Here is a 7,574-nt window from a genome sequence, read left to right on the forward strand (position 1 = left end):
CATTACTAATTATTCAAAAATTAGTGCATGATCATTTTAATGTAATTTTATTTATGCGACTCTAAATTATATTTAATATCAATATTTAACTATTTTTGTAATCTTGACATTACCTCAAATCTTTTAAAGATAAATTTTTATGAAAACATTGCTCAATGATTAGTAAGGTATTATTTATATTTTATAATATATTTTACTTGCTCTATTTACCTAATGATGTAAGTGCTTTAGAAAATTTATAACTTTTTAACGTAATAAAAATTGAATTTTCAAACTCAACCAACTTATTAATAATAAGACTACTTAATACGCTTAAGGTTAATAACCATATAAAAATTAATGGAGTCCATCTCGGCATGTATGTAAATTCTCTAAAATAATAATAACAAAAGAAAGAATGACATAACCAAATATTTGTTGAATGATATCCAACTAAGCTAATTACTTTACTTTTAAATTTAATATTGGATATTGCCCAAATAAAAATTGGCGTTAAAACTATAAAATTAAAATATTCAATGATTGGAATACTGTTCATTATAAAGTTTATAAATGGCATCATAGTAAATAAACCGATAGAAATGAATGATACACTTAATCTCTTGTTCTGTAAATATAAATTTACTTTATCAAAAACATTGAATTTACATATCACGATACCTATAAAAAAGAAAAATTGATTATAAAATATTAATGATGTCAAAGGAAAAATACCGATGATGGATAAAATAGAGCCTATTCCAAATAATAAAATAGACATCATTATGCAAGCTATAATATTTACTTTTTTCAATATACTTCTGAAAATAGGAAATAAAAATAATAATATAATATAAACGCGTATAAACCACCACTCTGCATTAAAAGTAGATTTTAATCCTAATGCATTTTCAATAATTACTTTATTGTTCCATTGAATGTTACCTGTTATTAACCCTAATCCTATAAAAACTCCAAAAACTGCCCAGTAATTTAAATAAAATTTTAGAATCCTTTTACATATAGACAAAATAGTAACAGTTTTATTAAGATATGAAATATATAAACCATATCCACTAATAAACAAAAAAATATATACACAAATTTTACCAAATTGTCCTATAATATTTTCTAAAAAAAATGAATCATTAAAAAATAGAGATGTATACTCTAATCTTATATTTCTTTCTGGAAACGCAAAAAGATGGTGAACTAACATTAAACAAATAGCAACACATCGTAGTAATACCGTCTTTTCCTTTGAAATTGTTTGGTCATACATAATAATCCTCCTCATAACTATGTAGTTTATTAGCCATTTTCTAAGTTATTATTTCTTTGATTAAATTACAATTTAATTTAAAACAAAAATCCCGACAAATATTTGTCGGGATTTCGATTACTTATATATATTAGGCGATGAAATTAATCATATCTTGGATTGATTTTGATCCGAATGTTACTTTTTCATCGTTGATGATCATACATGGTACTGACATGACTTTGTGTTTTGTTTTTAATTCTGGGAAGTTTGCGATGTCTAACATTTCTGTTTCAACGTTTGGATTTTCAATCGCAATACGTTGTGCTCCGACTACAACGTCTGGACATAAGTGGCATGATAATGACACGGCAACTTTAATGTTAACTTTTTTGTCGATTCCTTTGATTGCTTCTAAAACAGATGCATCTAATGCTTGTCCTGGTCCAGCTAAATTATAGATAGCTAATAAGAATGAGTTTAACTCATGTCCACCAGGTACTCCGTGGAATTTAACTCCTGAATATTCTCCATCTTTATTTAATAAGGCAACCACTGGATATTTATCGGCATTTACTTTTTCTTCTAGAGCTTGGTCTTCACCTTTAGTTTTCACGACTGCTTCTAACTTATCACCTAAGTTTGCAATATCAATCACAAGGTCACGTAACTCGATTGATTTTTCGTTAGATGGATCCACGATTGTGACTAAAGTCACGTTATTTTCCATACGACTTAAAACGGTTCCGATTTGTTCACGTAAGGCATCATTTAATAAAGCTGAACGTCCTCCAACTGGAGCGGCTTTTGGCGCTTCAGGTTGTTTAACTTCTTGCTTAGGAGCCTCTTCTACAACTTCTTCTTCAACAATTCCTAAACGTTCTTTTTCATGAGCTACGTATTTTTCAGCTTCTAAAGAAGCAATCGCTCCATCAGATACAGCTGTTACAATTTGACGTAACATTTTTGGACGTAAGTCTCCGGCTGCATAAACCCCTTCTACACTTGTGTGCATATTTTCATCAGTAATGATATATCCTTGACGGTCCATATCAACTAAACCATTAAATACTTTTGTTTGTGGCACGTATCCTGCAAAGATGAAGATTCCAAAAGTTCCATCCTCTTCTGACGCTACATGTTCAAAAGTTTCTCCCGTTTGATTATTGATGAATTTTACTCGACGTAATAATTCGTCCCCAGTCGCTTCTACTACTTCAGTGTTGAATTTAACTTCAATTTTTGGATGAGCTAATACTTTATCAGCGATTGTTTTTGCACAAGTGAATTCAGGTTCACGGGCGATAACTGTTACTTTACGAGCGAAACGAGTTAAGAAAATCGCTTCTTCAGCTGCTGCAAATCCAGCACCAATCACGAATACTTCTAAACCTGTATAGAACTCACCATCACAAGTTGCACAGTATGCTACCCCACGTCCACGATATTCTGCTTCACCTGGGAATCCAAGTTGTCGTGGAGTTGCTCCAGTTGCGATGATCACTGAACGCGTTTGGAAATCACCATTTGTTGTTTTTAAAACCTTAACTTCACCTTCTAAGTTAGCTTCTAAAACTTCAGCTTGAGTAAATTTCACACCGAAATCTTCAGCTTGCTTATGCATTTCTTCCATTAATTTTGGACCTGTTGTGTGACGTACCCCTGGGTAGTTGACGATTTCATTTGTTGTTTTCGCTTGTCCCCCAGCAGAACCTTGCTCTAACACTAACGTTTTCATTTTCGCACGTCCAGAATAAATCCCAGCAGACATCCCAGCTGCTCCAGCACCAATAATAATAACATCATAAATTGTTTTATTCATTTTTATTTCCTCCTTATAATTCTTCTCTTCTTATAGTTATTGTGATTAAACGTAGTGAAACCAAGAGGGAGTTTTATAGCTATTCTTGGCGAGATTTTTTGAGCTTTAGAATAGCTTAATCCTTTAGGGAATCCCGGAGATTTAAAATTTCTGTTGAACTCGTTCAACTTAGAAATTTTTCTCTGGGGATATTTCCTCCATTATCCACATTTACATTCTCTTATCTTAAATGATGAGTCGCACACCTCTTCATTTAAATGCTTCTTTATTTTTTCGTTATTATAAATAACGATCAAAGGGACTTAAATCAGTTCCTCTCATCACACATTTATAATGAATATTACAATATTATACAATTTTATTGAAATCATTTTCTATTAGTATATTTATAAGAATAAGGAGGAAATCTCCTTATTCTTATAAAATGTTACAAACCTCTTGATTTACCTAGCCTGATTATAGCTTTGTTTTATACATCACCCTATCAGGACTTTGTATAAAGGTATATCTACCAATCCAGCTTCGATTGGCAACACACTGGTAAAATTCAATAGCCACTTGTGTCTCTGACACTACGGGCTCTTATCATTTCATACTTATTCTCATTATCAAATGATAATATAGAATAAGTTGATCCTTTAGGGTTCTGCGTGTGTTAAGCGCCAATCTCAGCTTTTTATAATCAATCTAGTTTCATCGAGCAACATCTCTATAAAGTTCTTCTCCCTCTCCTTGTTCACAATTCGAACAATCCGGTGAGAATTCACTTTTACGAGATGATAACCGCTCGACTCAACCTTTTTCTTATAGCTTACCTACTAAGTCTAAGCTTGGTGTTAATGTTTCTTGTCCTGGTTTCCATTTTGCAGGGCAAACTTGGTCTCCGTGAGCAGCTACGAATTGAGCAGCTTGTACTTTACGGAATAATTCGTCTGCATCACGTCCGATTCCATTGTCATGGATTTCGTAAGCTTTGATAACACCTTCTGGGTTAACAACGAAGCTTCCGCGTAAAGCCATACCTTCTTCTTCGATCATAACTCCGAATGCACGAGTTAATTTTCCAGTTGGGTCAGCTAACATTGGATATTGAATTTTAGCGATTGTTTCAGATGCATCAGCCCATGCTTTGTGAACGAAATGAGTATCTGTTGAGACAGAGTAGATTTCGCATCCTGCTTCTTTAAATTCAGCATATTTATCTGCTAAATCTCCTAATTCAGTTGGGCAAACGAAAGTGAAATCTGCTGGATAGAATACATAAACAGCCCATTTTCCTTTAGCTGCTTCAGCAGTGAATTCTTTGAACTCCCCGTTTTGATAACCTTGTAATTTGTAATCCATAATTTGAGTACCGATTAATGACATTTTACATTCCTCCTCTAAAATAGAAACAGTAATCATTACTGATATTAGTATTATAGGCTTTGATTTCTTAAAAGTCAATATGATTTCAAAAAAATTTAAAGCTTTTTATTTGACCTAAATACCCTTGATTATTATGAACCCGTCAAAGTTGTCTATACTCAATTATCTAATAACAAAAAAATGAAAAGAATTTAGACTCATTCTAAACTCTTTTCATTTAAGTTTCTTATCTATTCTTTTTTTACTTTAAGCCAATTTAAAATTTCTTTATTGACAGTCGTTAACTCTTTAATTGCTTTAGCCATTTGATAATTTTCTTTTTCAACTTGTACCATCCAATCTAAAATCTCTGCTAGCCCTAAAAAAAGAATAATGGCTACCATCATTCCAAATCCAATCATACTGGCCATCATTAAATCTTCTTCGTGAAGAATTTGATTGAGTATCAGAATCAATCCAAACAAAGATCCTCCAATAGCTAAAACTCGCAAACTATTAGCATATGAGCTTAACATAAAAAAAGAGTTTCTCGTTAATTTATCTGCTGGTACGACATATGCCGTCTTTTTTTCACCACATGCCTGACAAAAATTCGCTTTTTGTCTATTTAATTTTGCACACTTTTCGCAGCTCCACTTCATTAAATATCCTCCAATCATACTAAATTTACCACCATTATAAAAAGATGTCTACTCTTATTCTCAATAATATTCATTTAGATATTTAATAAAATGAGGCAGAACTTTAAATAGAAAGTACTAACTTTCGTCAACTGGATTTAAACCCCTCCACTTTGTATGAAATAAACTATTTTCCTTATTAATTAATAAAAATCACCTTTCTTCAAAAAAATAGTAGTCTGAACAACTCTATTATAGAATGAAAGGTGATTTTACATTTCTCTCAAAAAAGCTATAGTCTTTAATGAAAAAGAGCATCTGACTCCATGACTATATCATCTCAGTCATTTAATACAGCTCATCTCTTAATGACACATCAATTAACGTCCTAAATCAATAACATTTTGAACTAGTGCTTTACAACGTCCGCAAGCTGTCCCAGCTCCCGTTTTTTCTCCAACTTCTTCAACCGTTGTGGCTCCACCTTCAACAGCTGCTACCACATCCGCTAACATCACTTGTTTACATCCGCAAACAGAATCTAAAATCGCTTGGATTTTTGGTAAACATCCACCACAAGCTGTTCCAGCTCCTGTCATTTCTTTAATCTCGTCAATCGTACGAGCTCCTTGAATCATTGCTTTACGAATTGTAATGTAATCCACTTGCTTACAGTGGCAAATCATTTTGTGTGCATGTCCTGCCATGATTTGATTCCTCCTAATAAAAAATAATCCTTTTTATCATAGCATATTTTGTTAGTTTGTCACATCATTTGCAAGATTATTCCCCTACTCCAAGTCTAACCAACGAATTAAATCTGAACGTTGTTTCATTGAATTCATTCCGAAGAAAAAGAATCTAACTTTTTCCCCTAACTTGTAATCCGAATGAAAAACACCAGCAAAAAAGTGGTGAATCCACGCCACAAGAGTTAAGTACCGACGTTTTTTTGCATAATCATATTTCTCACTCATCGAGTCAATCGGTGGAAAAATAAACTTCAAAAATCGCTTAAATAACTGGCGTTCTTCGCGATTATACGCCATTTCTTTAACAATTAAATTCCCTTTTTCACGGAGTCCATGGACCCCGCAATCTAAAATTTCGGTTTCTAAGGCATCTAAATACTTCAAATTCACATCTGCAATCTCTTCTAATTCCATTGGAATCTTAAAATCAAATAAATCTTCACAACAGCGAAGCATAATTCCTGTAAACGTCTCAATCTCACACTGACGAATATCTTTCTTAAATTGTGCCCAATCAATATAAGGTCCTTCTTGCTCAATCATCAACACAATATCTGTTAAAAAACGAACGCCGAATCCATGTGAAGCTGCATGAGAAGCCATATGAATCATTAAATGTAATAAAAAATCATTATAACCGAGCGTTAGTGATCTAACCCCTTCAACCTCAACCTCGCGAACTCGATTCCAAATACTTTTCTCATACTCAACACATCCTTTAAACGTTCTCTCATGACTAAGCATCCAGTGAACTTCAACCATCGGATAGCCCGATTTAATATAGACATCATGTTTTTCGCCTTCTTCTTGATACTTATAATAACCTAAAGACGTTAATAGACTTTCAACTTTTCTCAAATCTTCTTCATGGACTAAAACATCTACATCATTCATGGTTCTTAAATCTGGCGCTGGATATAAATAACGCAGTACCACGCCCTTTAACACAATGACCGGAATCTGTGCTTCATTAAATGAATTTAAAAGCTGGGCGACTTTTTTGATATGTTCCGATTGGTTCAAGCTGCCGAAAATGATATCTTTTTTCCACTTAACTAGCGTGCTTGACTCGATATCAAAAGATTCAATATTTCGTTTCAAGGCGGTATACACTAAGCCACTTACCTTATGTGCTTCTGCTTCTTCAATCAACTGATTCCAATCGTTCCCCCGAAGATTTACGCTTTCAACTGATTTTTTTTTTATTGCAGAAGATAACAGATTAATAAATTGACGTTGAATTGAATTCATCATCCCCATCCTCTCACTTCTTTCTCTCATTATTTCATATTATAAAGAGCTTTCTTAAAAAAATTTAGCACCTTTTGTCTTTTTTTATAAAATGCGTAAAAGTTTTTTATAACTAAAAAAGAGGATTCACATCCTCTTCTATAATTCAGCTATACTCCCATCCTCACCTACAAATAACAGCAATACAATGGGATCATCAGCTCCTTGTTCTTCAAGCTCGACTGATTTTAAGGCAACATAATAACCGATTAAATCATCACCGTAATGTTCTGGCATCTCATCATACATATACACAATATCATCACTCGCTCCATAAACTTCAATAGCTAATTGAATGGCATCTGTTCCTGAAAAATCATGCGCGTGCGCATAATCTGAACTTGTATCCTCTGCGCTGGCAATCAAAGTTTCAAGCTCCTCAATCTCAGGATAATCTTCTAAACTGAGTCCCTCAACTTCAATCAATTCTATCACATTAGCAAGCTCGAGCTCAGCACCACGTGTCTCCCCTAAACCGAGCA

7 protein-coding genes are annotated in these 7,574 nt (G+C 33.3%); all 7 read right to left on the reverse strand.

Annotation, left to right across the window (positions count from 1 at the left end):
- Positions 1 to 202: 202 nt before the first annotated feature.
- Positions 203 to 1,261, reverse strand: a complete 1,059-nt coding sequence (locus J6D32_RS06540) for an acyltransferase family protein (RefSeq protein ID WP_187115488.1) — start codon at positions 1,259 to 1,261, stop codon at positions 203 to 205.
- A gap of 130 nt (positions 1,262 to 1,391) precedes the next feature.
- Complete coding sequence (locus J6D32_RS06545) at positions 1,392 to 3,062, reverse strand: FAD-dependent oxidoreductase (RefSeq protein ID WP_006783458.1); 1,671 nt, start codon at positions 3,060 to 3,062, stop codon at positions 1,392 to 1,394.
- Positions 3,063 to 3,866: 804 nt separating this feature from the next.
- Complete coding sequence (gene ahpC, locus J6D32_RS06550) at positions 3,867 to 4,430, reverse strand: alkyl hydroperoxide reductase subunit C (protein ID WP_006783459.1); 564 nt, start codon at positions 4,428 to 4,430, stop codon at positions 3,867 to 3,869.
- 230 nt (positions 4,431 to 4,660) lie between these two features.
- Positions 4,661 to 5,071 carry a zinc ribbon domain-containing protein gene (locus tag J6D32_RS06555; protein WP_230310295.1) on the reverse strand — a complete coding sequence of 137 codons (411 nt, stop codon included), beginning with the start codon at positions 5,069 to 5,071 and terminating at the stop codon, positions 4,661 to 4,663.
- A gap of 359 nt (positions 5,072 to 5,430) precedes the next feature.
- The gene (locus tag J6D32_RS06560; protein ID WP_006783465.1) at positions 5,431 to 5,757 is read right to left on the reverse strand and encodes a (2Fe-2S)-binding protein; all 327 of its coding nucleotides are present in this window, start codon (positions 5,755 to 5,757) and stop codon (positions 5,431 to 5,433) included.
- Positions 5,758 to 5,841: 84 nt separating this feature from the next.
- Positions 5,842 to 7,053 (reverse strand): nucleotidyltransferase domain-containing protein, encoded by a 1,212-nt coding sequence (locus J6D32_RS06565; protein WP_287467430.1) that lies wholly within the window; start codon positions 7,051 to 7,053, stop codon positions 5,842 to 5,844.
- 138 nt (positions 7,054 to 7,191) lie between these two features.
- On the reverse strand, positions 7,192 to 7,574 hold a 383-nt coding region (locus tag J6D32_RS06570), incomplete at its 5' end, for a hypothetical protein (RefSeq protein WP_287467431.1).

This window comes from Turicibacter sp., from assembly GCF_017941855.1.
Taxonomy (GTDB): Bacteria; Bacillota_I; Bacilli_A; order MOL361; family Turicibacteraceae; genus Turicibacter; species Turicibacter sanguinis.

Bases quoted from the DNA above. Each gene is read 5' to 3' on its own strand.
- J6D32_RS06545 (WP_006783458.1), bottom strand. From the start codon at position 3,062: ATGAATAAAACAATTTATGATGTTATTATTATTGGTGCTGGAGCAGCT.
- J6D32_RS06565 (WP_287467430.1), bottom strand. From the start codon at position 7,053: ATGAATTCAATTCAACGTCAATTTATTAATCTGTTATCTTCTGCAATA.
- J6D32_RS06560 (WP_006783465.1), bottom strand. From the start codon at position 5,757: ATGGCAGGACATGCACACAAAATGATTTGCCACTGTAAGCAAGTGGAT.
- ahpC (WP_006783459.1), bottom strand. From the start codon at position 4,430: ATGTCATTAATCGGTACTCAAATTATGGATTACAAATTACAAGGTTAT.
- J6D32_RS06540 (WP_187115488.1), bottom strand. From the start codon at position 1,261: ATGTATGACCAAACAATTTCAAAGGAAAAGACGGTATTACTACGATGT.
- J6D32_RS06555 (WP_230310295.1), bottom strand. From the start codon at position 5,071: ATGAAGTGGAGCTGCGAAAAGTGTGCAAAATTAAATAGACAAAAAGCG.